29 protein-coding genes are annotated in these 25,578 nt (G+C 69.8%); 16 read left to right on the top strand and 13 right to left on the bottom strand.

Annotation, left to right across the window (positions count from 1 at the left end; genetic code table 11):
- Positions 1–334: 334 nt before the first annotated feature.
- Positions 335–769: a DUF1801 domain-containing protein gene (locus ACFVT5_RS28030; protein WP_389893690.1), complete on the bottom strand. Its 435-nt coding sequence runs from the start codon at positions 767–769 to the stop codon at positions 335–337.
- A gap of 127 nt (positions 770–896) precedes the next feature.
- Between ACFVT5_RS28030 and ACFVT5_RS28025 the strand changes: the two genes are divergently transcribed.
- The 3 genes from ACFVT5_RS28025 to ACFVT5_RS28015 are packed head-to-tail and all read left to right on the top strand — an operon-like array spanning position 897 to position 2,579.
- On the top strand, positions 897–1,331 hold the full coding sequence (locus tag ACFVT5_RS28025; protein ID WP_389893688.1) for a helix-turn-helix transcriptional regulator: 435 nt from the start codon (positions 897–899) through the stop codon (positions 1,329–1,331).
- 20 nt (positions 1,332–1,351) lie between these two features.
- Positions 1,352–1,762, top strand: a complete 411-nt coding sequence (locus ACFVT5_RS28020; RefSeq protein ID WP_389893686.1) for a VOC family protein — start codon at positions 1,352–1,354, stop codon at positions 1,760–1,762.
- Between the two features lie 10 nt (positions 1,763–1,772).
- Positions 1,773–2,579, top strand: a complete 807-nt coding sequence (locus ACFVT5_RS28015) for a VOC family protein (RefSeq protein ID WP_389893684.1) — start codon at positions 1,773–1,775, stop codon at positions 2,577–2,579.
- Positions 2,580–2,774: 195 nt separating this feature from the next.
- On the opposite strand, the gene ACFVT5_RS28010 is transcribed toward ACFVT5_RS28015, so the two are convergent.
- On the bottom strand, positions 2,775–4,601 hold the full coding sequence (locus tag ACFVT5_RS28010; protein WP_389893682.1) for an acyl-CoA dehydrogenase: 1,827 nt from the start codon (positions 4,599–4,601) through the stop codon (positions 2,775–2,777).
- A 161-nt stretch (positions 4,602–4,762) separates the two neighbouring features.
- Here ACFVT5_RS28010 and ACFVT5_RS28005 point away from each other — a divergent pair, with 161 nt between their 5' ends.
- Positions 4,763–5,251: an SseB family protein gene (locus tag ACFVT5_RS28005; RefSeq protein WP_389893680.1), complete on the top strand. Its 489-nt coding sequence runs from the start codon at positions 4,763–4,765 to the stop codon at positions 5,249–5,251.
- A 152-nt stretch (positions 5,252–5,403) separates the two neighbouring features.
- Here the strand turns inward: ACFVT5_RS28005 and ACFVT5_RS28000 are convergent, their stop codons facing one another.
- The gene (locus tag ACFVT5_RS28000; RefSeq protein ID WP_389893678.1) at positions 5,404–6,387 is read right to left on the bottom strand and encodes an alpha/beta hydrolase; all 984 of its coding nucleotides are present in this window, start codon (positions 6,385–6,387) and stop codon (positions 5,404–5,406) included.
- Positions 6,388–6,605: 218 nt separating this feature from the next.
- On the opposite strand from ACFVT5_RS28000, the gene ACFVT5_RS27995 reads away from it, so the two are divergent.
- Positions 6,606–7,577: a pirin family protein gene (locus tag ACFVT5_RS27995; protein ID WP_389893676.1), complete on the top strand. Its 972-nt coding sequence runs from the start codon at positions 6,606–6,608 to the stop codon at positions 7,575–7,577.
- Positions 7,578–7,633: 56 nt separating this feature from the next.
- Here ACFVT5_RS27995 and ACFVT5_RS27990 read toward each other — a convergent pair whose 3' ends face one another.
- From ACFVT5_RS27990 to ACFVT5_RS27980, 3 genes are all read right to left on the bottom strand, one after another.
- Positions 7,634–7,954: a hypothetical protein gene (locus tag ACFVT5_RS27990; protein ID WP_389893674.1), complete on the bottom strand. Its 321-nt coding sequence runs from the start codon at positions 7,952–7,954 to the stop codon at positions 7,634–7,636.
- Positions 7,955–8,005: 51 nt separating this feature from the next.
- Positions 8,006–8,263: a hypothetical protein gene (locus ACFVT5_RS27985; RefSeq protein ID WP_389893672.1), complete on the bottom strand. Its 258-nt coding sequence runs from the start codon at positions 8,261–8,263 to the stop codon at positions 8,006–8,008.
- A 367-nt stretch (positions 8,264–8,630) separates the two neighbouring features.
- Entirely contained in the window at positions 8,631–9,083 is a 453-nt protein-coding gene (locus ACFVT5_RS27980) for a hypothetical protein (RefSeq protein WP_389893670.1), read from the bottom strand.
- A gap of 183 nt (positions 9,084–9,266) precedes the next feature.
- Here ACFVT5_RS27980 and ACFVT5_RS27975 point away from each other — a divergent pair, with 183 nt between their 5' ends.
- Genes ACFVT5_RS27975 through ACFVT5_RS27965 form a run of 3 tightly spaced genes read left to right on the top strand, consistent with a single transcriptional unit; the run spans position 9,267 to position 10,555 of the window.
- Positions 9,267–10,088, top strand: a complete 822-nt coding sequence (locus ACFVT5_RS27975; RefSeq protein WP_389893668.1) for a Scr1 family TA system antitoxin-like transcriptional regulator — start codon at positions 9,267–9,269, stop codon at positions 10,086–10,088.
- Complete coding sequence (locus ACFVT5_RS27970; protein WP_389893666.1) at positions 10,085–10,294, top strand: DUF397 domain-containing protein; 210 nt, start codon at positions 10,085–10,087, stop codon at positions 10,292–10,294. The genes ACFVT5_RS27975 and ACFVT5_RS27970 overlap by 4 nt, the downstream gene beginning before the upstream one ends.
- A 39-nt stretch (positions 10,295–10,333) precedes the next feature.
- Positions 10,334–10,555: a DUF397 domain-containing protein gene (locus ACFVT5_RS27965; RefSeq protein ID WP_389893664.1), complete on the top strand. Its 222-nt coding sequence runs from the start codon at positions 10,334–10,336 to the stop codon at positions 10,553–10,555.
- A 114-nt stretch (positions 10,556–10,669) separates the two neighbouring features.
- Here the strand turns inward: ACFVT5_RS27965 and ACFVT5_RS27960 are convergent, their stop codons facing one another.
- Together ACFVT5_RS27960 and ACFVT5_RS27955 are read right to left on the bottom strand one after the other, a co-directional pair.
- On the bottom strand, positions 10,670–11,203 hold the full coding sequence (locus ACFVT5_RS27960; protein ID WP_389893662.1) for a VOC family protein: 534 nt from the start codon (positions 11,201–11,203) through the stop codon (positions 10,670–10,672).
- A gap of 156 nt (positions 11,204–11,359) precedes the next feature.
- Positions 11,360–11,743, bottom strand: coding sequence for a YybH family protein (locus ACFVT5_RS27955; protein WP_389893660.1), 384 nt, complete (start codon positions 11,741–11,743; stop codon positions 11,360–11,362).
- Between the two features lie 63 nt (positions 11,744–11,806).
- On the opposite strand from ACFVT5_RS27955, the gene ACFVT5_RS27950 reads away from it, so the two are divergent.
- Complete coding sequence (locus ACFVT5_RS27950; protein ID WP_389893658.1) at positions 11,807–12,205, top strand: winged helix-turn-helix transcriptional regulator; 399 nt, start codon at positions 11,807–11,809, stop codon at positions 12,203–12,205.
- Positions 12,206–12,360: 155 nt separating this feature from the next.
- Positions 12,361–12,876, top strand: coding sequence for a DUF6879 family protein (locus ACFVT5_RS27945; protein WP_389893656.1), 516 nt, complete (start codon positions 12,361–12,363; stop codon positions 12,874–12,876).
- Between the two features lie 24 nt (positions 12,877–12,900).
- Here the strand turns inward: ACFVT5_RS27945 and ACFVT5_RS27940 are convergent, their stop codons facing one another.
- Entirely contained in the window at positions 12,901–14,037 is a 1,137-nt protein-coding gene (locus ACFVT5_RS27940; protein ID WP_389893654.1) for a methyltransferase domain-containing protein, read from the bottom strand.
- 206 nt (positions 14,038–14,243) lie between these two features.
- Here ACFVT5_RS27940 and ACFVT5_RS27935 point away from each other — a divergent pair, with 206 nt between their 5' ends.
- Positions 14,244–15,212, top strand: coding sequence for an ATP-binding cassette domain-containing protein (locus ACFVT5_RS27935; protein WP_389893652.1), 969 nt, complete (start codon positions 14,244–14,246; stop codon positions 15,210–15,212).
- The gene (locus ACFVT5_RS27930; RefSeq protein WP_389893650.1) at positions 15,209–16,000 is read left to right on the top strand and encodes an ABC transporter permease; all 792 of its coding nucleotides are present in this window, start codon (positions 15,209–15,211) and stop codon (positions 15,998–16,000) included. Before ACFVT5_RS27935 ends, ACFVT5_RS27930 begins: the two co-directional genes overlap by 4 nt.
- On the opposite strand, the gene ACFVT5_RS27925 is transcribed toward ACFVT5_RS27930, so the two are convergent.
- Genes ACFVT5_RS27925 through ACFVT5_RS27915 form a run of 3 tightly spaced genes read right to left on the bottom strand, consistent with a single transcriptional unit; the run spans position 15,981 to position 21,569 of the window.
- Complete coding sequence (locus ACFVT5_RS27925) at positions 15,981–19,166, bottom strand: BTAD domain-containing putative transcriptional regulator (RefSeq protein WP_389893648.1); 3,186 nt, start codon at positions 19,164–19,166, stop codon at positions 15,981–15,983. The genes ACFVT5_RS27930 and ACFVT5_RS27925 overlap by 20 nt on opposite strands.
- A 28-nt stretch (positions 19,167–19,194) precedes the next feature.
- Positions 19,195–21,102, bottom strand: coding sequence for an NHL domain-containing thioredoxin family protein (locus tag ACFVT5_RS27920; RefSeq protein ID WP_389893646.1), 1,908 nt, complete (start codon positions 21,100–21,102; stop codon positions 19,195–19,197).
- 23 nt (positions 21,103–21,125) lie between these two features.
- Positions 21,126–21,569, bottom strand: a complete 444-nt coding sequence (locus tag ACFVT5_RS27915; RefSeq protein ID WP_389893644.1) for a cupin domain-containing protein — start codon at positions 21,567–21,569, stop codon at positions 21,126–21,128.
- A 52-nt stretch (positions 21,570–21,621) separates the two neighbouring features.
- Between ACFVT5_RS27915 and ACFVT5_RS27910 the strand changes: the two genes are divergently transcribed.
- Positions 21,622–22,647 carry a GlxA family transcriptional regulator gene (locus tag ACFVT5_RS27910; RefSeq protein ID WP_389893642.1) on the top strand — a complete coding sequence of 342 codons (1,026 nt, stop codon included), beginning with the start codon at positions 21,622–21,624 and terminating at the stop codon, positions 22,645–22,647.
- The gene (locus ACFVT5_RS27905; RefSeq protein WP_389893640.1) at positions 22,644–23,138 is read left to right on the top strand and encodes an LURP-one-related/scramblase family protein; all 495 of its coding nucleotides are present in this window, start codon (positions 22,644–22,646) and stop codon (positions 23,136–23,138) included. The genes ACFVT5_RS27910 and ACFVT5_RS27905 overlap by 4 nt, the downstream gene beginning before the upstream one ends.
- A 13-nt stretch (positions 23,139–23,151) precedes the next feature.
- Here ACFVT5_RS27905 and ACFVT5_RS27900 read toward each other — a convergent pair whose 3' ends face one another.
- Positions 23,152–23,931 (bottom strand): carbon-nitrogen family hydrolase, encoded by a 780-nt coding sequence (locus ACFVT5_RS27900; RefSeq protein ID WP_389893638.1) that lies wholly within the window; start codon positions 23,929–23,931, stop codon positions 23,152–23,154.
- 196 nt (positions 23,932–24,127) lie between these two features.
- Between ACFVT5_RS27900 and ACFVT5_RS27895 the strand changes: the two genes are divergently transcribed.
- Positions 24,128–24,952, top strand: coding sequence for a maleylpyruvate isomerase family mycothiol-dependent enzyme (locus ACFVT5_RS27895; RefSeq protein ID WP_389893636.1), 825 nt, complete (start codon positions 24,128–24,130; stop codon positions 24,950–24,952).
- Positions 24,953–24,996: 44 nt separating this feature from the next.
- The gene (locus ACFVT5_RS27890; RefSeq protein WP_389893634.1) at positions 24,997–25,536 is read left to right on the top strand and encodes a GNAT family N-acetyltransferase; all 540 of its coding nucleotides are present in this window, start codon (positions 24,997–24,999) and stop codon (positions 25,534–25,536) included.
- Positions 25,537–25,578: the final 42 nt, after the last annotated feature.

The raw sequence follows: 25,578 nt of genomic DNA, 5'->3' as shown, positions 1-25,578 counted from the left end.
ATCGTGGCGAAGCACCGCTGCGGCGGAGAAAGACCAGGGCTGACGCCCCGGAGCCCCGGGCCGCGCGGCGACCGGCACCGCCGACATCCGGCATCGTGGCGGACCACCGCGACGGAAGAAGAACCAGGGCTGCGCCCTGGACCCCGGGTCGCGCGGCGACGGCACCGCCGACACCCACCATCGCGGCGAAGCACCGCCGCGCCGGAGAAAGACCATGGCAGACGCCCCGAACCCCCGGGCCGCGCGGCGACCGGCACCGTCGCCATCCGCCATCCGCCATTCGCCATCCGCCATCCGCCATCCTGGCGGAGCGCCGTCATCCGGGACCGCGACGTCAGGCCACGGCTGCCTTGACCAAGGTCGTGATCGTCTCCTCTGCCTTGTTCGTCAGTTCTGTCACCGCGTAGGACGTGGGCCACAGGCCGGTCGGGGCGTCGAGGTTGGCCGCGGGGGTGAAGCCGAAGGTGGAGTAGCGCTCCTTGTCGACGTGCCCGCTGCGGAAGAAGCACACGACCTTGCCCTTCCTGGCATAGGCCGGCTGCCCGTACCACAGCTTGGGCGACAGCTCAGGGGCGTTGGTGGTGACGATGACGTGGATGCGCTCGGCCACCGCGCGGTCCGGTGCCTCCATGTCCGCGATCTTCGACAGCACGTCGAGTTCTTCGGCGGCGGCCTTGTTGCCGCGACCACGGCTCGCCTCCTTCCTCAGTTCCGCGGCGCGCTCCTTGATGGCGGCGCGCTCTTCCTCGGAGAAGCCGTCCGTGCTCATCGCTGTCACCCTCCCGGTCGTGATCGGCGTATCCGTGTATCGGTGTGGAGTGCTCCCGACGCTAAGCGCGCCCGCGGGCCCGGCGCTTCTCGATTCGTGACCGATGCGACGTGCGACGATGGCGCGTATGGGCCTGGACCGTGCGGAGGCGCAGCGTTTGCGCGACATCGCCGTGATACGCCGTGTCCGTGACCGGATCGACCGTGAGTACGCCAAGCCGCTGAACCTTGAGGCCCTGGCCCGTGGGGCGCACATGTCGGTCGGGCACCTGAGCCGCGAGTTCCGCCGTGTCTACGGTGAGTCTCCGTACGCGTATCTGATGACCCGGCGGATCGAACGGGCGATGACGCTGCTGCGCCGAGGAGACCTCACCGTCACCGAGGTCTGCTTCGCGGTGGGCTCCTCGTCGCTGGGCACGTTCAGCACGAGGTTCACCGAGTTGGTCGGCGTACCGCCGAGTGTCTACCGGCGCGACCACTCCCAGGCCGGGGCCGGGATTCCGCCGTGTCTGGCGAAGCAGGTGACCAGACCGGTCAGGAATCAAGAAGCCCGCGTCCGGTAGCTCCGCTTAGCGTGATGCCCATGGACATCACGATTCACTACACCTTCCTCCCGCACACCGACGCCGAGGCCGCGCTGGGTTTCTACCGGGACATCCTGGGCTTCGAGGTGCGCAACGACGTCGGCTACGAGGACATGCGCTGGATCACCGTGGGACCGGCAGGCCAGCCCGGCACCTCCATCGTGCTGCACCCGCCGGCCGCCGATCCGGGCATCACCGAGGACGAGCGCCGCACCATCCTGGAACTCATCACCAAGGGCGCGTACACCGGCATCACCCTGGCCACCGACGACCTCGACGGGCTCTTCGAGAAGGTCCAGGCCGGGGGTGCCGATGTGGTCCAGGAACCCATCGACCAGGACTACGGAGTCCGCGACTGCGCCTTCCGCGACCCCGCCGGCAACCTCATCCGTATCAACCAGCTCACCTGAGGAGCCACCGATGGCGCTCACTCTCGACATCATCACGATCGGTGTGCCGCAGGTGGCGGCGGCACGTGCCTTCTACGCGTCCACGTTCTCCGCCGAGGCCACCGGCACGGACGACGGCCACACGGCCGGGCTCGACCTGCACGGCACCGGACAGCTCGACCTCCGCCAGATCGAAGCACTCGCCACCGACTCCGCCACGACCCCGGCGACCTCGGGCTTCCGGGGCTACGTCCTGTCCTCCATCGTCACCCGACCCGCCGAGGTCAAGGCCCTCCTCGACGCCGCCGCCGAACATGGCGCGACGGTGGTCAAGCCGGCGAAGAAGGAGTTCTTCGGCGAGTTCGCCGCCGTCTACCGGGCGCCGGACGGTGCCGTCTGGAAGCTGGCCGCCGCCACGAAGAAGGACAAGGATCCCGTCCCGGACCCTCCCAAGCCGACCGAGACCGCCGTCTTCCTGGGCGTCGCCGAGCCGAAGGCGTCCAAGGTCTTCTACGAGGCGCTGGGCATGCGCGTCGACCGTGACTACGGCGACAAGTTCATCGACTTCACCATCGCCGACGGCGTGTGCCGACTGGGCCTGCTCCCCCACAAGGCCCTCGCCAAGGACGCCGGCGTCGACGACCAGGGCGACGGCTTCTCCGCCCTGGTCCTCACCCACACCGCCACGTCCCGCACCGAGATCGACAACCTCGTAGCCACCGCGACCTCAGCCGGCGCCCACATCACCACCCCACCAACGGAAACCCCCCAGGGCACCTACACAGCCCACTTCACCACCCCGGACAACCACCACTGGAAACTCACCACAGCACGATGACGCACCCCAAGCCAAAGCGCCCCCGTCAGGGGCGCGGGGAACTGCGCGACCAGCCACACCCGACCCGCACCCGAAAACAAGCCGCACCACCCCGATCAGCCGACCGCAGGTCACACCGCGGGGAACTGCGCACCCAGCCACACCCGACCGGCACCCAAAAACGAACCGCACCAACCCCGATCAGCCGACCGCAGGTCAGAACGCTGACTCGTCCAGTTCCATCAGCTCAAGACCCACCCGCTCCGCCAACCCCCGCTGCACCGAAACATCCGGCAACACATTCCCGGCAAAAAACTTGGCCGCGGCGATCTTGCCGCTGTAAAAAGCCTGGTCCTTCACGGAAGCGCCCGGCAGCTTCTCAACAGCCACCGCCGCCCCCCGAAGCAGCAGGTACCCGACGACCACATCACCGGAAGCCATCAGCAACCGAGTCGTGTTGAGCCCCACCTTGTAGATGGACTTGACATCCTGCTCGGTCGCCGCGAGATCCGTCAGCATGACCCCGACGATCGCCTCCAGGTCACCGGCGGCCTGCGCGAGCGACTCCCGTGCCCCGGCCAGCTCCTCGCCCCCGGTACCGACGGCGAGGAACTTCTTGATCTCCTCGGCCAGTGAGTTCAGCGCGGCACCCTGGTTCCGGACGATCTTCCGGAAGAAGTAGTCCTGCCCCTGGATCGCGGTGGTGCCCTCGTACAGGGTGTCGATCTTGGCGTCCCGGATGTACTGCTCGATCGGGTACTCCTGGAGATATCCCGAGCCGCCGAGGATCTGGAGCGACTGCGCGAGCTGCTCGTACGCCCGCTCGGAGCCGTACCCCTTGACGATGGGCAGCAGCAGATCGTTCAGCGCGTGCTCCTGCGCGGCGTCCTCACCCGCCGCCTCCTTCGCGGCGATCGTGTCCTGGACCGACGCGGTGTGCAGGACGAGGGCGCGCATGCCCTCCGCGTACGCCTTCTGTGTCATCAGGGAGCGGCGCACGTCCGGGTGGTGCGTGATGGTGACCTTGGGCGCGGTCTTGTCCATGAACTGCGCGAGGTCGGGCCCCTGGACGCGCTCCTTGGCGTACTCCAGGGCGTTGAGGTACCCCGTCGAGAGTGTGGAGATCGCCTTCGTGCCGACCATCATGCGGGCGAACTCGATGATCCGGAACATCTGCCGGATGCCGTCGTGCCGGTCGCCGATCAGCCAGCCCTTGGCGGGGTGACGGTCACCGAAGGTCAGCTCGCAGGTGTTGGACGCCTTGAGGCCCATCTTGTGCTCGACGTTCGTCGCGTACACACCGTTGCGGTCGCCCAGCTCGCCGGTCTCGAAGTCGAAGAGGAACTTCGGTACGAGGAAGAGGGACAGCCCCTTGGTGCCCGGACCGGCTCCTTCCGGCCGCGCGAGCACGTAATGAAGGATGTTCTCCTCCATGTCGTGCTCACCCGAGGTGATGAACCGCTTCACGCCCTCGATGTGCCAGGAGCCGTCCTCCTGCGGGACCGCCCTGGTGCGCCCGGCGCCCACGTCGGAGCCCGCGTCGGGCTCGGTGAGGACCATGGTGGAGCCCCAGGTCTTCTCGACCGCTATCGAGGCGATCTTCTGCTGGACCTCATTGCCCTCCTCGAAGAGGATGCGGGCGAAAGCGGGGCCCGAGCAGTACATCCAGATCGCCGGGTTCGCCCCGAGGATCAGCTCCGCGTACGACCAGATCAGGGACGGCGGGGCCGTGGTGCCGCCGATCTCCTCGGGCAGACCCAGCCGCCAGTACTCGGAGTCCATGAAGGCGCGGTACGACTTCTTGAAGGTGTCGGGCACCGGCGCCGTGTTCGTCTCCGGGTCGAAGACGGGCGGCGTGCGGTCCGCGTCCGCGAAGGACTCCGCCAGCTCGTTCTCCGCGAGGCGGGTCAGCTCCGACAGGATGGCCCTGGCGGTCTCGACGTCCATCTCCGCGAACGGACCGGTGCCGTACAACTTGTCGCGCCCGAGCACCTCGAAGAGGTTGAACTCGATGTCGCGGAGATTCGACTTGTAGTGCCCCATGGCGACGACTCCGTAAATAGCTCGGGGAACAGGCGTCCTCGATACCAGCAAGTAGCTACGCTGATGATGCTACCCGTCGGTAATAAGACGCAACCCCAGACCGCCCAAGTGTGAGCAGGGTCTATCAACGGGACCCCGCCCGGCTCGGTACTCTTGCGCGCATGTACGGCTACGACCAGCACGCAGGCGGCACCGCCCCTGGGCAGCAGTACGCGCAGCCGCAGCCCCCGCCCCAGCAGCAGCAGATGCCCGGTGGGTACGGGCAGCAGCAGCCGCTCTATCCCGAGCCGTCCCCGCCCTCCCTCGCGGACGCCGTGCGGGCCTTCACCACGGGGTCCATGGCCGCCGAGGACTTCCAGCAGATCTTCGCCACCTCGAAGGTCTACTGCCCGCGCGGCGACAACCCGGGATTCCTCGCGCTGCACAACACCCAGCAGCCGGTGATCCCGATGTTCACCTCGCTCAAGGAGCTGCGCCGGTACGCCGGCAAGGAGTCCAAGTACTTCGTGATCACCGGCGCCGAGGTCATCGACCTGCTGCCCACGGGGTACGGCTTCGTCCTCGACATGGAGGGCGACCACCGGATGGTCTTCGACGCGAAGGCGGTCGAGCAGATGGTCGACTTCGCGATGCGCCGTATGTACGGCTGACCGTTCCCCGTGGGACGCGGTGACGTGCTCGATCGTGTGCCCGGTCGTGTGCCCGGTCGCGTGGTCAGGCGGTACCCAGGGCGGCGCGCAGCACGCTCACGGCCTGCGTGACGGCGGCCTCGGCGACCTCGGCGGCGAACCCTGCGCTGCCTCTACTTCTGCTCCGCCAACCCGTTCCGGAAGAAGCCGGTCAGCTCGGTGACGGCGGGTCCGACGTACTCCTCCTTGTCGTACAGGTCGACATGGCTCGCGCCCTCGATCCAGTGCAGCCGCTTCGGGCCGCCGGCCTTCTGGAACGCCGCGACGCTCAGCCAGGAGGTGACCGCCTCGCGGCCCACGACCAGGAGCAGCGGGCGCGGTGCGATGAGGTCGACGGAGCGGAGGGCGTCGTAGCCTGCCATGCGGTCGACGCTGGACCAGGTGAAGGTCTGCGCCGAGCGGGGGTGCTGGGCGCGGTCGGTGCGGTAGTACTCGAAGCCCTCGGCGCCGTGCCGACCGCCCGCCGCGCGGGCCTCCTCGATCGTGTCGGGGAAGAGCGTGAAGGACTGGTCGCCCTTGTCACCGGCCTCGGCGGTACGCGCCGCACCGGCGGCGTCCAGCATGCCCTGGAAGACAGCGGGGTCCTGGGTGCCGTCCGCGCCGAGGCGGAACTGGCGGGCGATGTCGAAGGCGGAGACGCCGCCGACGGCCTTGATCCGGTGGTCGGACGAGGCGGCGGTGAGGGCGTAGCCGCCGGCGGCGCAGACGCCGAGTACGCCGATGCGGTCGGGGTCGACCTCCTCGCGGGTGGTGAGGTAGGAGACGGCGGCCTTGAAGTCCTCGACCCGGTGGGCGGGGTCCTCCAGGCCGCGCGGCTCGCCCCCGCTCTCGCCCTGGTACGCGGCGTCGAAGGCGAGGGTGACGAAGCCCTGCTCGGCGAGGAGGCGCGCGTACAGTCCGGCGGCCTGTTCCTTGACACCGCCGCCGGGGTGGCCGACGACGATCGCCGGGAGCGGGCCGTGGCCCGCCGCCTCGGTGTCCGGGGTGTCCGGGGCCTCCGGGGTGTAGAGGTGTCCGGCGAGCTTGATGCCGTCGCTGGAGAAGGTGACGTCGGTCCTCATGGTGCTGCTCCATTCGTTCTGTTCCTTCGCGGCCATGTCTTCACGGTGGCGGCGGGGAGGGGGAGCTACCAGGGACGATGTGGCCTATGCGGCCCGGTACCAGGCAGCGCCTTGCCGAATGTCCTGCCCGACGCCTCGCCCGAAGCCTCACCCGACGCCATGCCCGGGGAATGTCCGAGGGACGGGCCGTGTTGTGGGTGGCAAGAAGTTCTACGTTCAACTAAACTCGGACCACGCACTGAGGAGGTACCGACATGCCAGCTGTGACCGTCGAGAACCCGCTGACCCTGCCCCGGGTGACGGCTTCGACCGATGCCGTATCGCGCCCCGTGCTCGCCGTGGTCGACGCGCCGAGCGGTTTCGAGGGAGAGGGCTTCCCGGTGCGCCGAGCGTTCGCCGGGATCAACTACAAGTACCTGGACCCGTTCATCATGATGGACCAGATGGGCGAGGTGGAGTACGCGCCGGGCGAGCCGAAGGGCACCCCGTGGCACCCGCACCGCGGCTTCGAAACGGTCACCTACATCATCGACGGCACCTTCATCCACCAGGACTCCAACGGCGGTGGCGGCACCATCACCAACGGTGACACGCAGTGGATGACGGCGGGCTCCGGGCTGCTGCACATCGAGGAGCCGCCGGAGGAACTGGTGGCGTCCGGCGGCCTGTTCCACGGCCTCCAGCTCTGGGTGAACCTCCCGGCCAAGGACAAGATGAAGGACCCGCGCTACCAGGACATCCGGGGCGGCCAGGTCCAGTTGCTGTCGACGGCGGACGGCGGCGCGCTGCTGCGGGTCATCGCCGGCGAGCTGGACGGCCACGAGGGTCCCGGCATCACGCACACGCCGATCACGATGGTCCACGCGACCGTCCGCCCCGGCGCCGAGGTCACGCTGCCGTGGCGCGAGGACTTCAACGGACTCGCGTACGTGCTCGCGGGGCGCGGCACCGTGGGTTCGGACCGGCGCCCGATCCACATGGGCCAGACCGCCGTGTTCGGTACGGGGTCGTCGCTGACGGTGCGCGCCGACGAGAAGCAGGACGGACACACCCCCGACCTGGAGGTCGTCCTCCTGGGCGGCAGCCCCCTGCGCGAGCCGATGGCGCACTACGGCCCCTTCGTCATGAACACGAAGGCAGAACTCCAGCAGGCGTTCGAGGACTTCCAGAAGGGCCGACTGGGCACGATCCCGGCGGTTCACGGGATGTCGGAGGGTGGTCTGTAACCCCTGGCGTTACGGGGCCCCGTCCGGAACTGGCGAATTCCGGGCGGGGCCCTTCGCTATTCGTACCGCTCCCAGGAGTGGCCGGTGCGGTGGTCGTTGGGCAGCCAGCAGGCGGTTTCGCCGGAGGGGCTCTGGGAGGGGCAGATCTCCAGAACGCTGACGCGGGCCTGAGGCGCGCCTTCCTCGGTCCCCTCGGCTTCCTGGGTCCACGCGATCCATACGGCCCGTGGGGGTGTGCCCTCGGTCTCGTCCACCTCGTCCACGTAGGCGTGGTGATCTCCGTTCGCGTGCTGGTCGAAATCACAGACCAGCCAGTCGAAGAAGAAGGTGTCCGGCGGCAGTTGGGCGAGGATTCCGGCGCGTAGGTCATCCGTCACTCGGATCCTCGCGGGGCATTCGGGCATGGCGTTCTCTCTCCTGCTGGTCGCTTACGCGGCGCCCGGCCACCATTCGGGCATCTTGGGCCGGAGTTCGGTGGGGTGCATTTCGTCGGCGACGGGGCCGATCGGGGCGTCTATGACGTGGATGGGGCAGGCGTAGACACACTCGCAGTCGCCGGTGGGGCTGACGACCTCGTCCCGGATCCGTACGGCGGCTTCGGTGGGCTGCCCGCACACGGTGCAGACGGGGATGGTCGCGGGTGCGGCTCTGTGTCCGGGTCCGAGTCCGGGTCCGGGTCCGGTCATACGGCGGCCTGGAGCCGGGGCGGGTCCCCGCCGGGGGTGAGGTGGATTCCGTGGATCACCGGGGGCCCGGCGTCCAACCCCCTGACGGCCATGTCCAGTTCCCACCGGCGATGCGCCTGAGCCCGCTGCTCCGGGGTGAGACGGGGTCGTGGCGCGGCGTCGAGGTAGGGCCGGACGAGAGGCAGCCGATCAATGAAGGGACGACCGGCTTCCTCGGCGTACGGGCTCTTGTGCGCGGGTAACCGGCGGGGGGTGTGGGGGGTGGTGGCGCCGGGCGGATGCGGGGCGGATTGAGGGCGGCGGCGCTTCCCGGTGGCGGGGAGAACGAGTCGGCACAGAGCCGAAATCAAGCGCGGAACACGACCGTTCACGTGCGTCGGCTCCCTGAGGTCGAGGGACCACGCCCTGTGGCGGTCGGGATCAGGCATGCCGCGAGACCGCCGGTGGGGCACACGGACAGGAAGCGCACTGGTCGGACCGTCCACTCGACCCACGCGTCCGCGCGGTTGAGGGAGAGTCCGCACGGCTCACCCCGGTGCAGCGCCGCCAGCGCCCCCAGGCAACCGCGCTCGTTCGCCCACGCGAAGGCCCGTGCCATCTCGCGTGGCGGGAGAGATGACGCCAACACCCTTACCTCGACACGGATCCTGCGGATGGCCTGGGCCGGGTTCGTGGTGGCGTACGTCGCCATGGACGTGACGGAGTCGACGGCGAGCGACCGATAGGTGATCCGCTCGCACCAGAAGCCCGGTCTCGTCCCCGAAGCCGACGCGTCACCAAGCGCGAGGTCCTGGCCGGCCATCCGGTCGACAGGTGTCATGGCTCTGTCCGTCATAGGTGCTCCGCTTGTCTCCGGCCGCCGCCCTACTCGGGCGGTCATTACGGTGGGTGATTTCAGGATTGCGCTGCGGAATCACGTATGGCCAGGTAGAACGGCATGACAGAGATGTGGTCATGACGGACCGTCATGACTGGCCCATTGTCATGGTGTTGGAGGTTGAACATGACCGTCGAAGCTGACTCCGCGCCCGATCCCACGTCGTCACTCCTGGCCTTCTTCGGCTCGGAACTTCGGCGTATCCGGACCAAACTCGGCCTGACCCAGGAGGAAGCGGCCCAGAAGGCTCACACCACACAGTCGATGCTGTCGAAGATCGAGGCCGCCAAGAGGGTTCCGTCGGAGGATCTGGCACGGGACCTGGACGTCGCGTTCGGTACGGACGGGCATTTCCAGCGCTTATATCCGCTGGTCATCCGGTACGCGTATCCGTCGTGGTTCCTGCGCATCGTGGAGTTGGAGAAGCAGGCGACGTCGATCCGGTCGTTCCAGACCCAGGTCATCCCTGGTCTGTTGCAGACCGAGGGCTACGCGCGGGCCATGCTCTCGGAGGTCCGGCCGGACAACCTCGAAGACCTGATTGCTGCCCGCATGACTCGGCAGGAACTCTTCGAGCGGCAGACGCCGCCCCGGAGCTGGTTCATCATCGATGAATACGTGCTACTCCGGCACATTGGGGGTGCGGCGGTGATGCGCCTCCAGTTCGAACGCCTGCTGAAGGCAGGCCAAGACCCTCGCATCGTGATTCAGGTCGTCCCTCGGACGGCTCCCGCCCACCCTGGACTGGCAGGCCCGTTCATGGTGCTGGGGTTCGACGAAGGCCCTGATGTTCTCCACGTGGACGGCTTCTCGCAAGGGCGAACAGCCCTCGATCACAGCGAGGTGGCGGAAGGGGAACGCGTCTATGATTTGCTCAGGGCGGTAGCCCTATCGCCCGGCGCGTCAGCCGAGTTGATCGGCAGATACTTGAGGGAGCTGGACAAATGATCAGCGCAAGCAAGCTGCCTGTCGCGTGGCGCAAGAGCAGCTACAGCAGCACCAACGGTGGCGACTGCCTCGAAGTCGGGGAAGGACTCACCGCTGTCGTCCCCGTCCGCGACTCCAAGGACCCCCAGGGCCCGGCCCTGGTCTTCGGGCACTCGGCATGGACGGCGTTCGTTTCGGCTGTGAGCGCCGAAGGCGCCGGGGCCTGAACCCTGGCATGTGAGACACCGCCACGAGGAGGCACGCCCATGAACACGTCCGCAGACCTCGGCCACCCGGTCACGGGCTGGCTCAAGTCCTCGTACAGCGACGCCTCGCAGGGACAGTGCGTCGAGTGGTCACCGTCGTACGCGGCAGCCCACGGCGAGGTCCCGGTCCGCGACAGCAAGATCCCTGGCGGACCGGTCCTGATGGTGACCCCCGCCGGCTGGTCCGGACTGCTGGGCCTCGCCCGCCGGTCCGACATCTGACACCAAGGCGACGCGGCCTCCTTCCGACTCTCCGCGCGGGAGAGTCGGCGGAGGCGGCTGGCGTGCACCGCGCCGTCACGGCACTCAAGAACGGTGCCACCCCGACGTCATGGGTCAGCCGGTTGTCCTGACGGGTGCGCTGCTGCGTCCGTGGTGGCGACCGCTGAGTTCGGCGTCGAGCGTTTCCTGAGCCACGCGCATGGCCTCGGCGTATACGGGGTCCTGAAGCCGCTGCCACATCTCGCTCTCGGAGACCTCCTCAACGCGGCTGACCACCCACCAGATATTGCCGAAAGGGTCCTTGATACGCCCTCCGCGCTGCCCGAAGGCGTCGTCCGCCACAGCGGTGACGACACGACCGCCGGCGGCGACGGCTTGGGAGAACGCCTTGTCCGCGTCGGCGACGAACACACGCAGCAGGCTCGGCATGGTGGGCCACTCCGCGCGTCGGTCGAAGGCCAACACGATGGTGTCACCGACTCGGATCTCGGCATGACCGATCAAGCCGTCCTCGGTCGACACCCGCCCGAGTTCCTCGCCCCCGAACGCCTGGGTGACGAAGTCGAGGAAGGCCCCCGTGTCATCAGTGACAACCCAGGGCGCAACGGTGGTGTAGCCCTCCGGCGCGGCGTTGGTCTGCTCGGGCATCGCGGTCCTCTCGCTGATGGCGGCTGCCGACAGCGACGGTAGGTGCGATATAGGTCCCCTCTTGTCCTAGATATCGCCCTCGACGGCATCGCGAGGTGGTGGCCGAGATCGGGACCTCGAATCTGCCACCTCTGGAAACCGCACTCTGGCGGGCCGCTACCGGGAACGCGGGCCGAAAGGGTTGTCGATGACGTACCGCCAGCGGCCGTCCGAGCCCCGCCGCGCGACATCGGTGGCCGTGCCCTCGACATGTACGGTCTCGCCGTCGCGACCGGTGCCTTCGATGGCCCAGTCCACTATCAGCAGTGCCAGGTCGACGTTGCGATAGACGTGTCGTGGGTGGACCGCGATGGGGACTCCGAGCTGCTGCAGGCGGCTGTTCGCGGTATGAACGTCCGGACCGGTCAGGGGAGTTCCCACCGCCGCGACCAGCACCGCCGTGTCCTCGTAGACCTCTGCCAGGGCGATGGCGTCACCGCTGTTGAACCGCTCGGCGAACACCGCCGGTACTTCTTCGGGCCGATCGGCCAGTTCTCGCATGATCGACAGATGTCCTTTCGGGCCGGGACAATCGACGTGTCCCCCACGTTAGGAGGCGACCTCGTGGCTCACCGAACGGTTGGTCACCGGCCCGGACTGCCCGACGACCCGCACACGTCCGTCACGGCGCCCACTCCCGCCTGCCCGGTGGAGATCACGCTGGCAGCCCTGCACGGCCGCTGGACGACACTGGTGATACGCGAACTGCTGCGCGGTGACCGCTCGTACAGCGAACTGCGCGCGGCCCTGCCCGCACTGTCGGACAAGGTGCTGTCCGACCGACTGGCCCACCTCGCCGAGGCCGACGTAGTCCACCGTGACCGCCGCGCGGGCTGGCCACCACGAGTGCGCTACGCCCTCACCGACCAGGGCCGGCGACTCGGCCCCGTCCTCCAAGCCCTGTGGGACTGGGGAGCAGACGCGACGGTCCAAGAGCCAGGGTTGAGACAGCCACCACCTTGACTGGACCGGGGCCGCGCTTGTGAACGGGGTATAACCCTCCGTAGCGTGCTGCCGCACCGGCGAGGCCGACCACTGCGGAAACGGTGAGTCGCTCGTGCTGGTCCCCATGAAGATCCTGAAGGAGGCGACCCGTGTCCGTGGATGACTCTGGTCCGGTGAGTCCCGTACTACTCGACGGTGACGAATGGCAGGCGTATTTCCGGGACTTCACTCGCTCCGCGTTCCGGCTGGAGGTCCACCAGACGTACACCATGCCGGCGGAGGCTGAGACGGTACGGGACTTTCTGGCCAGGGCCGCCATGCCGGAGGGCTTCAATGCCGAGTGGCATCGGACCGTTCGGCGGAATCGGGATTCCGGGCGGACGATGACCCGCGCAAAGATCGTGCGTCGGCCTCTTTCCCCGTACAGCCGCTATCTCTTCGAGTGGTGCATCCCGGGGAACGTCGCGGCCGGTGAGGACTACGAGCTGGTCGACGTGACCGACCGGCCGATTCCCGGGCTGCCCGAACAGGACTTCTGGCTCTTCGACGAAACGACCGTCGTCCACCTCAACTACCGCCCCGACGGGACACAGATCAACCGGGAACTGATTCAGGACCCGGACCTGGACATGTATCTCGGCTGGCGCGACCTCGCACTGGGGAGCGCCGTACGTTTCGACGGCACGTGAGGCAACGTAGCGACCAGGGTGCGGTCAGCCGTAGGTGGCCGACCATTTGCCGCGGGTGAAGTGGCATACGCCGTCTGGTGTGATGGTCACGCGACTGCCGTAAATCGGTAGTCCGCCCTCGGCGTTGAGCCGGTGCCGGATGCGTTCCAGAGCCGTCCACAAGCGCCGAGGGCCGCCCTGGTGGACCGTGGGCGCATCGATCCACGTCGCCGAGGCGCGCGCCCATGACCCGTCGGTATGCACCAGCCACGCCGTGCGCTGCTCGCCGCGCTCCTCGTAGAAGGTCTCGATCCCGGGCGCGGCGAGTTCGAGCATGGCGCGTACGTCCCACGCCTCCGCCACGTTGAGCACCGGATAGCGGCCCTCCGTCACGGCGTCGCCTGCGCGGTCCCGTACGGCCGCGAACAACTCGCCCGCCCCGGGCGGGTAGTCCGCCCCGGTGCGGGTGCTCATGAACCCGGCACGGTCCCACTCGACCACCCCGCGGGCGCCGCCGTCCGTGTCTTTGTCGGCAGTGACGATCACGTTCATGCGGGCGAGGGTCGTCACCAGCCGTCCGCCGGGGCGGAGCGCGGCCAGCACCGTGGCGAGGTTGCGCAGCGCCACCATGGACACGATGCGGTCGAAGTCCCCCGGGAGCGGGCCCGTCGCGTCGCAGGTGATGACCTGGGGGGACAGTCCGAGCGCGGCGAGCCGCGCCGCCGCGGCCTCATTGAGGTACGGGTCCACGTCCATGGCCATGACGTGCTTGTCCCCGAGGCGCCGCGCCGCGAGGGCGGTACTGGCTCCGGTGCCCGTGCCGATCAGGCCGAGGTCCGCCCCGTCGTACAACTGCCCGTGCCGCAGCATCCGCACCACCAAGCCGGGCATGGTGCCCGACGACGTGGGCACTCCGTGCGGCTCGTCGTCGGGGCGCGCGTCGTCGGCGTGCGACGGACCGACCCGGGTCACCAAAGACGTGTCCGAGTAGGCCGCGCCCAGCCATGCCGACTCGTCCGTCGGCCCGTCGCGCAGTGTCCACGTGCCGGTGCCACCTCCCGCCCTCTCCCACCACCGGGGCACAAAGACGTGCCGGGGAGTGGAGGCGACGGCGTCCCGCCACCGCGAGACGGGCGGAGCAACCTCGGCCGCGAGCCGTTCGGCATGCGGTTTCCAGTCCATCAGCGGCCTCACTCGTCGTACTCGATGCACCACCCTCGCACGGGCCCTCCTACCCGAGTTCAAGGCGTACACCGGGGCGCAAGGCGTGTCCGACCTGCTTGAACTTGCCGGGACCGGCTGACGACCGCCGGGTGCCACCTCTCGGTTCCAGGGACCTGAAACCGCCTTGAAACCGCGCTGAATGCGCCCTCCCGCACTCTCCTCCCATGACGACAACAACCCCGCACCCACTCGCCATCTCAGCCACAGGGCTACGCAAGTCCTACGGCGACAAGACCGTCCTCGACGGGATCGACCTGGCCGTGCCTACCGGCACCGTCTTCTCTCTGCTCGGGCCGAACGGTGCCGGTAAGACCACCGCCGTGAAGATCCTCTCCACCCTCGTCACCGCCGACGGCGGGCAGGCCCAGGTCGCGGGGCACGACCTGAGCGGCGCCCCGCAGGCCGTGCGGGGCGCTATCGGGGTCACCGGGCAGTTCTCCGCCGTCGATGATCTGATCACCGGTGAGGAGAACATGCTTCTCATGGCGGATCTGCACCACCTGTCCCAGCGGGAGGGGCGGCGCACCGCCGCCGAACTCCTGGAGCGGCTCGACCTCGTTGACGCCGCGAAGAAGCCCGCCTCCACCTACTCCGGCGGCATGAAGCGCCGCCTCGACATCGCCATGACGCTGGTCGGCGACCCCCGGATCATCTTCCTCGACGAGCCGACCACCGGACTCGACCCGCGCAGCCGCCACAACATGTGGGGCATCATCCGCGAACTCGTCTCCGGCGGCGTCACCGTCTTCCTCACCACCCAGTACCTCGACGAGGCCGACGAACTCGCCGACCACATCGCCGTACTCAACGACGGGAAGATCGCCGCCGAAGGCAGCGCCGGCGAGCTGAAGCGGCTCGTCCCGGGCGGGCACGTGCGGCTCCGCTTCTCCGATCCGGGCGCCTACCAGTCCGCCGCCGTCGCGCTGCGTGAAGTCACCCGGGACGACGAGGCACTGTCACTCCAAATCCCCAGCGACGGCAGCCAGCGCGAGCTGCGCTCCATCCTCGACTGGCTGGACACCGTCGGCATCGAGGCCGACGAACTCACCGTGCACACCCCCGACCTCGACGACGTGTTCTTCGCCCTCACCGCCACCACCGTCCCCAACCAGTCCAAGGAGAACGTCCGATGAGCGCCTTTTCCCTCGCCGTCCGCGACTCGCACACGATGCTGCGCCGCAACCTGCTGCACGCGCGCCGCTACCCGTCCCTCACCCTGAACCTGCTGCTCACGCCCATCGTTCTGCTGCTGCTCTTCGTCTACATCTTCGGCGACGTGATGAGCGCCGGCATCGGCGGTGGCGGCGCCGACCGCTCCGACTACATCGCCTACATCGTCCCGGGCATCCTGATGATGACCATCGGCGGCACCGTGGTCGGCGCCGCCGTGTCCGTCTCCACCGATATGGCCGAGGGCCTCATCGCCCGCTTCCGTACGATGGCGATCCACCGCGGCTCCGTGATCATCGGTCACGTCGTCGGCAGCGTGCTCCAGTCGATCGCCAGCGTGGTCCTCGTCGGTGCCATCGCCGTGGCCATCGGTTTCCGGTCCACGGACGCCACCGCCCTGGAGTGGCTGGCCGCGTTCGGACTGCTCACGCTGTTCGCCCTCGCGCTCACCTGGATCGCGGTCGGGATGGGCATGTCCAGCCCGAACGCCGAGGCGGCCAGCAACATGGCGATGCCGCTGGTCCTCCTGCCCCTCATCTCCAGCGCCTTCATCCCGGCCGAGACGATGCCGGGCTGGTTCCAGCCGATCGCCGACTACCAGCCGTTCACCCCGGCCATCGAGACCCTGCGCGGACTGCTCCTCGGCACTGAGATCGGCAACAACGGATGGCTCGCGCTCGCCTGGTGCGTCGCCCTCACCGCGCTCGGCTACCGCTGGTCGACGGCGCTGTTCAACCGCGGCCCGAAGTAACCGACATGAGCACGCGGGCCGCGTCCCGCAACTCGTCCCGCCGCAGGGCGGCGTACTCCGACACCGCGTCGGCGTACGCCGCCCCATCGGCGTTCTCGACCGCCTGCCGGGCACGCGCCGCCGACATCGTCGGCTGGAACTCCCGTAGCACCCCGAGCCGTTCGGCCAGCGCGATCATCCGCACGGAGACGGAGGCGGCACCGGAAACGGAAACGGCACCCGCACCCACACCCCCGTCCCCAGACGCCAACCCCGCCATCCCCAGCGCATGCAACACCGTCCCGAACACCGGCAACTCCATAGGCGAGCGCGACGGATCGCTGAGCAGCGTTCGCAGCGCCCGCCCCAACCGCTCGACCGGCTCCGCGACCAGTTCGAGACGCCCGGCGTGCGCGTGCGCCGTCACCGCCGCCGACTGGACCTGAAGTGCCCACGGGTCCAGCCAAGGGTCGCTGCTGTGCGGCGATTCGACCTCGGGCAGTTGCTCCGCGACGCTGCGCCACAGGCCGAGCCCGACCTCCGTCAGCCCCCGGGTGAGCGCGATCTCGGCGCGCCCGCCGAGTTCGGGCCGGTAGAAGGTGTCGTGCTGCGGGGTGGTGTCGCTCTCCGCCTGCCGCAGCCAGTACTCGGCCTCGTCGGGGTCGCCGCGCTGGAGGCAGGCGAGGACGAGAGCCGCGCGGATACCGAGATAGTCGTGCCCGTCGCCGAGCCGAGGCAGCACGTCGAGCGCCGCCTTGAGATGCTCGTACGCTTCCCCGCCCCGCCCCGACCGCAAGCACAGGTCGCTCAGCCGGGCATGCCCCGTGAGCTGCATGGACGGGTTGTCGACCGGAGCCAGCGCGGCGATCATCCGGCGGGACGAGTCGAGCGCGCGGTCGGTCTCCTGCTCGTACTCCCAAACATAGGTGGCGACGCACTCGGCGATACCGGCGACGAGCGGCTGGTCGCTGTCGCAGAGCCCCCGCAGCACGCCGTAGTCGGGAGGCAGCATCTCGGGGACCGCGCTCAGCACGACCGCGGTGGCCCGCAGCAGCGTGTCCGGCGGGGCCGGGGGCAACCGCCGGAGGGTGACGAGTTGGCGTACGGCGTGCACGCCGTAGGCCATCAACAGGGTCGCCGTGCACAACGCCGCCGCGGCGCGGGCGACTTCGACGTACTCGGGCCCGGGGTGATAGTGCGACAGCGGGGGACCGGTGTCCGTGGCGAGGGCGGCGAGGCGGGGAAAGTTGGAGGCGGTGGACCACAGAGCGGCGAGTGCGGCGGTGAGGGCGGCGATGGCGGGGCCTTCGGTACGGGCCAGGGCGTACCGAAGGGCCAGGACGAGGTTGTCCTGCTCGGCCCTGATCCGCTCCCAGGCGGCCGACTGTTCCGAGCCGAAGACCCCCTCGTGGTGCGCGACCCCGAAGTCCCGCGCCCAGTCGAGGAACCGGCCGACAGCCGCCTCGTCCTCGCCCGCCTCCGCACACCGGGCCGCGCTGAACTCCCGTACCGTCTCCAGCATCCGGAACCGCACCCCGACCGGCGTCTCGGCGACGGTGAGCAACGACTGACCGGCCAACTGCTCAAGCAGGAACAGCGCTTCCTCGCCGAGTACCTGCTCCGCCGCTTCGCCCGAGAAGCCACCGGGGAAGACGGACAGCGTGCGCAACGCGGCCCTGGCGTCCTCCGCGAGCAGGTTCCAGCTCCACTCCACGACCGCGTGCAGCGTGCGATGGCGCTCCGGCACGTCCCGCACCCCGCCGCGCAGCAACGCGAACCGGTCGCCGAGGCGGCGCGCTATCTCCGGCACCGACAGGACCCGTACCCGCGCCGCCGCCAGCTCCACGGCGAGCGGCAGCCCGTCGAGGTGGCGGCAGAGCCCGGCCACCGCGTCCGGCGGCAGCTCCACACCGGGCCTGGCGGCACGGGCCCGCTGGGTGAACAGCTCGACGGACGTGCCGAGGCCCAGCTCCGGCAGCGCGTACACCGCCTCCGACGTCAGACCGAGCGGGGCCCGGCTGGTGGCGAGCACCCGCAGATCCTGCGAGGACGAGACCAGGGCCTGTACGAGGTCGGCGGCGCCCCGGACGACCTGCTCGCAGTTGTCCAGGACCAGCAGCGCGGGCCCGGAACCGAGCGCGCCGAGGATGCCGGACACCGGGTCCGCCAGGACCGGGCGGCTGCCGGGCCGTCCCTCACCCTTGCCGAGCGCGGAGGCCACCTCGGCGGCCACGTCCTCGTCCGCCGTGACACCGGCGAGCGGCACGAAATACACCACGCGCTGCTCCGCCCGGCGGCTGACTCCGTGCGCGAGCCGGGTCTTGCCGAGGCCACCGGGGCCGACGACGGTGACGGCGCGGGACGCGCGCAGCAGCCGCTCCACCGCCGCGATGTCCCCGTCCCGGCCGAGCAGCGGGTTCGGCTCGTGCGGCACGCCGTGCCTGACCACGGGGGACTCACCGCTCAGCAACTCCCGCTGTACGGCCTTGAGTCCGGCGCCCGGGTCTGTTCCGAGCTGATCGCGCAGCTCACGGCGGTACGCCTCGTACCGTGTCAGCGCGGCGGACGGGCCCGCCGTCGCCGCCTCGGCGCGCAGCAGTTCGGCGAGCACTTCCTCGTCGTGCGGACGCTCCACGGCGGCCACGGCCAGCGGCCCGGCCGCCTCCGCGTGCCGCCCGAGACGGGCGAGCGCGAGCGCCCGCGCGCGTACGAGCGTGCCGTGGACCGGGGCGCGCTCGGCGCGCAACGCGGCTACGGGGTCGTCGGAGTCGCCGGACCCGTCAGGGGTGCCCTCCCACAGCGCGAGCCCGGCCTCCGCCGCCGCCAGTGATCCCGCGTGGTCCCCGGCCCTGGCCCGGTCCGCGCCGGCGGCGGCGTGCAGCAGCAGCGCGGAGCTGTCGACCTGGTCGGCGGCGAGTGCGAGCCGGTAGCCGGTCGGCGTGCTGACGAGGACGTCGGCGTCCAACTGCGCCCGCGCCCTGGACACCAGGACCTGCACCGCCTTCCCCGGCCGCTCCGGCAACTCGTCCGGCAGCCACAGCCCTTCCACCAGCCGCTCGGTACTGCACCCCGTACGCAGGTCGCCCGCGAGCAGCGCGAGAAGACCACGGAGCCGGGGCGCGGTGACCTCCTTGCCGCGATAGGCGACACGCGGCAGGAGCGTCAGGTCGGTCAGGTCGGTGGGCATCCGTGCAGATTAGGGCACCTGACGTCGGCTACGCCTCGTCCATCCCCGCCAGAACCAGCGGCAACCGGTCCGCCCCGTTCGGGGTGAGGCGGAGCGGGACGCCCCAGTCCTGCTGGTGGACATGGCACGCCGGGTACTCGTTCGCCGGGTCGTCGTCGCAGGACGCCGCCATCGCCGCGACATGCAGGACACCCTCCGGCACCTCCGGGTTCAGCTCCAGGGTGCGGGCGAGGTCCGTGTCGGCGCCCTCGCCGGAGAGGAGCAGTTCGGGCGGGGTCGCCGAGACCAGCAGCCGGGTCGACGGGCCGTACCGGGTGTCGAGTTTCTGTCCCGCCGGTGCCTGGAAGATCACGTCGAGCCGCAGCTTCCCGGGCGCGACCTCGGTGGCCGCCCGCCGGGTCCGGTGCGCGACGGACTCCACGCGGACCGCCTCCTCGGGCAGCCGCAGCCGGGTCAGCCGGTGCCGCCCCGACTCCACGACCACGATCTCGGGCACCCCGTCGCCGACGGGCCCCCCACCACCGGCAAGCCCTCCGCCACCGGTGGCCCCTCCACCACCGGCAAGCCCCCCGCCACCGACGAGCACCGCGTCCGACGGCTCCCGCAGATCGGTCGCCAGCGTGGTGACCTCACCGGTCGCGGGGTCATAGCGGCGCAGCGCGTGGTTGTACGTGTCGCTGACGGCGACCGAACCGTCCGGCAGCGCCGTCACACCCAGCGGATGCTGGAGCAGCGCCTGCCCGGCGGCGCCGTCGCGGTGCCCGAAGTCGAACAGGCCGGTACCGACCGCCGTGTGCACGGCGCCCTCGGTGTCGACCCAGCGCAGCGCGCTCGTCTCGGAGTCGGCCACCCAGAGCCGGTCGGCGGTCGCCGCGAGCCCGGACGGCTGGGCGAACCACGCCTCGGCCCCCGGCCCGTCGACCAGACCCTCGTTGGTGGTGCCCGCCGCGACGGCCACCGTCGCGTCGGCCGGGTCGTACGTCCACAACTGGTGGACGCCCGCCATCGCGATCCACACCCGGCCCCCGAACACGGCCACGTCCCACGGCGACGACAGGTCCACCTCGCGCGCCGGACCACTGGTCGGCGAGCCCTGCCACCACTGCCGTCCGGTGCCCGCGAGCGTCGTCACGGCGCCGGACGCCAGGTCGAGGGCGCGCAGCGCGTGGTTCACGGTGTCGGCGACAACGACGACGCCCTCGTCAAGCAGCGCAAGACCCTGCGGCTCGCTGAAGGTCGCCCGGTCACCCGGCCCGTCCGCGAACCCGCGCTCCCCGGACCCGATCCGCCGGACCACCGTCTCGCCGTCCGCCTCCAGCTCCACGAGCTGGTGCCGGGTCGTGTCCGAGACGAGCAGCCGCCCGGACGGCAGCGCGAGCGCCTTGCCGGGGAAACGGAGGTCGGTCGCGACGGGCTCCGGCGCCACATACGGGCCGTCGCCGCGCCGCAGCGTGCCCTTCGCGCCGTGCTCGGCCTCCAGTTCCTCGACCAGCTTCGCCAGCGCGTGCGCGTGCCCCTCTCCTGCGTGCTGCGCGACGACATACCCCTCGGGGTCGATCACCACGAGCGTCGGCCAGGCCCGTACCGCGTACTGCTTCCAGGTCGCCAGCTCGGGATCGTCCAGTACGGGATGCTCGACCCCGTACCGCTCCACGGCGTCCACGACGGCCTGGTGCTCGGCCTCGTGCACGAACTTCGGCGAGTGCACCCCGATGATCACGACCGTGTCCCGGTGCCCCTCCTCCAGCTCCCGCAGCTCGTCCAGGACATGCAGACAGTTGATGCAGCAGAAGGTCCAGAAATCTACAACAACGCACTTACCTCGCAAATCCGCGAGGGTGAGTTCCTTCCCACCCGTGTTCAGCCAGCCACCCTTGCCGATCAGCTCGGGGGCACGGACTCGGGTACGGCGGGGAGCGGGAGAGGCAGCGTTCATGGGGTCAAGGGTGCCATCACCGGCTACCTCACCGGTCGGCGGAGTTCGTGCCCGGTGGTGGCGTCCACATGGGACGGGACCTCGTCGTGGTGGTCGCCGACCGTGGAGGTGCCGGACGGTTCCAGGAGCAGGATCGCGGTGCCGTCGGACGCGGACGGCTTGTGCCAGATGCCGCGCGGGACCGTGAAGACGGAACCCCGGGGCAGGGTGACCGCGCGTTCCCCGGCCGCCTCGCGCAGCGCGATCGTCAGCTCACCCTCGATCACCAGGAAGAACTCGTCCGTGTCGTCGTGCACGTGCCACACATGCTCGCCCGCCACCTTGGTCACGCGCACGTCGTAGTCGTTGACCCGCGTGACGATACGGGGGCTCCAGAGAGCGTCGAAGGAGGCCAGGGCGTCGGACAGTGCCGTGGGGGTGGGTGCCGTGGGAATGGGTGCGGTGGTGGGTGCCGTGTCGTCGGTCATGACGGCATCGTCCGCCGTGGCGCACCCCCCGTACGAGTGCTAGAAATCGCATATGCCGCAAGATTCCTCGCAGCACCGGCACCCGAACCCGGACCCGGGGAGCCCGCGCCCGCACCGCGTCGTCGTGATCGTCGACGAGAACTCCAACCCCTTCGAGCTGAGCTGCGCGATCGAGGTCTTCGGACTGCGCAGGCCCGAACTGGGCCGGGACCTCTACGACTTCCGGCTCTGCGCGGCAGCGCCCCGTACCCGTATGCGCGACGGCTTCTTCACGCTCACCGATGTCGCCGGGCTCGACGCGGCCGAGACCGCCGACACCCTGATCGTGCCGAACCGGCCCGACACCGACACACCCCGCACCCCGGACGTCCTCGACGCGGTCCGCCGCGCCCATGCCCGGGGCGCCCGGCTCGTCGGCTTCTGCAGCGGTGCCTTCACGCTCGCCGAGGCCGGGCTGCTCGACGGGCGCCGGGCCGCCTGCCACTGGATGTGGGCGGACTCCTTCCGCGCCCGTTTCCCCGGGGTACGTCTGGAGCCGGACGTCCTGTTCGTGGACGATGGTGACCTGCTCACCGCGTCCGGCAGCGCCTCCGCGCTCGACCTCGGGCTGCATCTGGTCCGCCGCGACCACGGCGCCGAGATCGCGAACGCCGTCTCCCGGCGCCTTGTCTTCGCCGCCCACCGCGACGGCGGCCAGCGCCAGTTCGTGGAGCGGCCGGTGCCCGACATCGCCGACGAGTCCCTCGGGCCGCTCCTCGCCTGGGCGCAGGAACGGCTCGGTGACCCCCTCACCGTCACCGACCTCGCCGCGCGCGCCGCCGTCAGCCCCGCCACGCTGCACCGCCGTTTCCGCGCCCAGCTCGGCACCACGCCGCTGGCCTGGCTCATCGGTGAGCGGGTCGCCCTGGCCTGCCGGCTCATCGAACGCGGTGAGGAACGCCTCGACGTCGTCGCCCGCCGCAGCGGCCTGGGCACCGCCGCCAACCTCCGCGCACGGCTGCGCCGCGAGACCGGACTGAGCCCGTCGGCCTATCGCCGGCGTTTCGGACCCGCTGCCGGGGAACCCCTGTCGGTATGAAATTTCTGGTACGCGAACGATTGCTCGGTTTCGGTGAGGACTCCTGGATCGAGAACGAGCGCGGGGACAAGATCTTCCTCGTCGACGGCAAGGCCATGCGCCTGCGGGACACCTTCCAGCTGAAGGACCGGCAGGGGCGGGTGCTGATCGACATCCACCAAAAAATGTTCGCGCTGCGGGACACCATGGTCATCGAGCGGGACGGCGCCTCCCTCGCGATCATCCGCCGCAAACGCCTCTCCCTGCTGCGCAACCACTATCGGGTGAGCCTGGTCGACGGCACGGAACTCGACGTCAGCGGCAAGATCCTCGACCGCGAGTTCGTGATCGAGTACGAGGGTGAGGTCCTGGCGGTCGCGTCACGTCGGTGGCTCCGGGTACGGGAGACCTACGGGGTGGATGTCACCCGCGACGACATGGACCCGGCACTGATCATCGCGGTGACGGTGTGCGTGATCAACCTCGCGGACAAGGAAGGGGAGGAGAACTGACCACAGCGCGTAGCTACCGAAGTCGGCGGTCCTTCAGTGCCGGGAACTGCTCCCGGGTGGTCCCGACCCGCTCCGTGTCGATCCGTACCGTCAACACCCCCTCCTCGGCGTGCGGCAGCTCCCCCACCACCTCGCCCCAGGGATCAACGACCACACTGAACCCGGCCTGCGGCACCCCGGCATGCGCGCCGGCACTCCCGCACGCCACCACGAACGCCTGGTTCTCCACAGCGCGCGCCCGCGCGAGCAGCGACCAGTGCTCCCGCCGCCGCTCCGGCCACCCCGCCGGAATCACCAAGGTCTCGGCACCGGCGTCGACCAGCCCCCGGAACAGTTCGGGAAACCGCAGGTCGTAGCAGGTGGCGAGGCCGAGTGTGGTCTCCGGAAGGCGGACGGTCACCAGGTCGTCGCCGGCGCTCATCAGCACGGCCTCGCCCTTGTCGAAGCCGAAACGGTGGATCTTGCGGTAGAAGGCGGCGAGTTCACCGTCGGGCGAGAAGACGAGCGAGGTGTTGTAGAGGTGCCCCTCGGCGTCCCGCTCGGGGATCGAGCCCGCGTGCAGCCAGACGCCCGCGTCCCGGGCCGCCTTGGCCATCACCTCGTACGTCGGCCCCTCCAGCGGCTCGGCCTCCGCGTCGAACGACTCGTAGGCGAAAGCGCCCGTCGTCCACAGCTCGGGGAGGACCACGAGATCGACTCCGGCCTGATCGTGTACGAGTGAAGCCACCCGTACACGACGGGAATTGACCGATTCGCTCGCGTCTGCACCGATCTGGATGAGGGAGGCGCGCACACTACCACCGTCCTGGCATTCGAGCCGTCAATACGGGCCTACGATCGTCACACGAAAGCACTGCCGGGGTGCCTGCAAGCAGCGTACTGTCCTTTCCGGGGGAGCCCCCGGACCCCCGGAAGCGCCGAGCCAAACCTGCCGACCGCCCGCACGCCCAACCGCAGCCCGCCGCACGCAACAACGCCCGAGGGGTCTCGTGAGTCTCCATCCCAGCCTTCAGAACTACGCCGACGCCTGGACCCACTCAGTGGATGCGATATCCGAGCTGGTCCAGCCGCTAGTGGAAGGGGAGTGGAATCGGGCGACGCCCTGCCCGGCCTGGTCGGTGCGGGACATCGTGTCGCACGTGATCGGTCTGGACTGCGAGATGCTGGGCGACCCGCGGCCGATCCACACGCTGCCGCGCGACCTCTACCACGTGACGAACGAGCACGAGCGGTACATGGAGATGCAGGTCGACGTGCGCCGCCACCACACGGCGCCGGAGATGACATCGGAGCTGGAGTACACGATCATCCGCCGCTCACGGCAGCTGCGGAACGAGTCACGGCAGCCCGACACGAAGGTACGGGGGCCGCTCGGGACCGAGGTGACGCTCGAAGACGCCATGCGCAGGCGGGCGTTCGACGTGTGGGTGCACGAGCAGGATCTGCGGGTGGCGCTCGGCCGGCCCGGCAACCTGGACTCCCCCGGCGCGCACGTCACCAAGGACGTCCTGATCGAGGCCCTGCCGAAGGTGGTCGCGCACAAGGCGGGCGCCCCTTCGAACTCGGCGGTCGTCTTCGACGTGCACGGCCCGATCGAGTTCCTGCGCACGGTACGGGTCAACGCGGACGGCCGCGGCAGTGTGGACGGCGCCCCTTCGCTGGGCCCCCTGGTCACCCTCAGCCTCGACTGGGAAACCCACTTCCGCCTGGCCTGCGGCCGGACCACGCCGGAAGCGGTGGCGGACCGGATCAAGACGGAGGGCGACCCGGAACTGACGGCGGCGATCCTCCGCGAATTCACGATCACCCCCTGATAAGTGGTTTGCCGCCGGCCGACCCGGTCGGATAGGAAGCTCGCATGCTGAGGGGTAACAAGGTCGGGCTCAGGGCCCGGCACGAGGACGACATCCCGGTCCTGCGGAGCGAACTGTACGACGACGTGGTCAACGGCTCGCGGGCCGATGGCCGGCCGTGGCGGCCGATCACGCCGGGTTCGAAGGACTCGCGGCTCGTGGTGGACGACACGGTGGAGGGGCACGTCCCGTTCTCCGTGGTGGAGCTGGACGGCGGCACGCTGGTCGGTACCGCGACGCTGTGGGGCATCGACAACCACAACCGTGGCGCGCACATCGGGTTGGGGCTGCGGCCGTCCGCGCGCGGCAAGGGCTACGGCACCGACGTGGTCGCCGTGCTGTGCCACTACGGATTCGTCGTACGCGGTCTGCGGCGGCTGCAGATCGAGACGCTGTCGGACAACACCGCGATGCTGCGCTCCGCCGAGCGCAACGGCTTCGTCCGCGAGGGCGTGCTGCGCTCCTCGGCCTGGGTGCTGGGCGAGTTCCTCGACGAGGTGCTGCTCGGGCTCCTCGTCGAGGACTGGAAGCAGGACTCCCGCTGACGGACTCCCGCTGACGGACTGCAACTGACGGACTGCGACTGA

The sequence above is a fragment of the Streptomyces sp. NPDC058001 genome, assembly GCF_042886315.1.
Lineage (GTDB): Bacteria > Actinomycetota > Actinomycetes > Streptomycetales > Streptomycetaceae > Streptomyces.
This window is presented reverse-complemented; position numbering and strand designations above follow the sequence as displayed.